The organism is Caballeronia choica (assembly GCF_001544535.1).
Taxonomy (GTDB): Bacteria; Pseudomonadota; Gammaproteobacteria; order Burkholderiales; family Burkholderiaceae; genus Caballeronia; species Caballeronia choica.
In genome coordinates this window covers 1-595 of record NZ_FCON02000603.1, presented here as the reverse complement: position 1 = coordinate 595, position 595 = coordinate 1, and the positions used below count along the sequence as shown (strand labels likewise).

Below are 595 nucleotides of genomic sequence, written 5' to 3'. Positions count from 1 at the left end.
GACATAGCGCGTGCGTCGCACATTCGGCCAACGCCACAAAGCGGATCTGCGGATAGGCTGCCTCACCGCGGCCGCCCTGCGCATAACCGAACGCCTCCGCATTGACTTTCTCATCAGGCACATCCAGCGTCGAGCCATCTATGCTCATGACCCGATAGCCCGCATAGTCGCCGCCTGCGGTCCGTGGGCGTTGCGCTGCCTGCCGGGCGAATAGCTCGCGCATCACCTGCCAGCCCAGCCGTGCCCGCCCCTGCGAGATCGCCGCCTTGCTGACCTGCGCCTCGCGTACCTGGTCGCCGTAGATGCGCCGCAGCCCCTCGATCACCAGCCGAAATACTTCCTCATAGGCCACGCGCGGATACAGGCACATCGCCATCACGAAATACACCAGCACTTCGCGCGGCATGTCGCGGCGTAGACGCGTCTGAACGCCGCACTTCGCGAGCGCCTCCTTGACCTGTCCCAGCGAGCAGTTCAGCGCCAAATATCCCACCGCTAGATAGTCCGCGAGTCGCGCCCCGCCGGGCAGCGTTGCTTCCGTTCTTGCCATCCTTCAAGCTCTTCTTGTTGTTGCAGTGGCTTAAAAGTTAACACA

At 63.0% G+C, this 595-nt stretch carries 1 protein-coding gene; it reads right to left on the bottom strand.

Going from position 1 to position 595, the window contains the following annotated elements:
* On the bottom strand, positions 1-484 hold a 484-nt coding region (locus tag AWB68_RS45950; RefSeq protein WP_235028904.1), incomplete at its 3' end, for a transposase domain-containing protein.
* Positions 485-595: the final 111 nt, after the last annotated feature.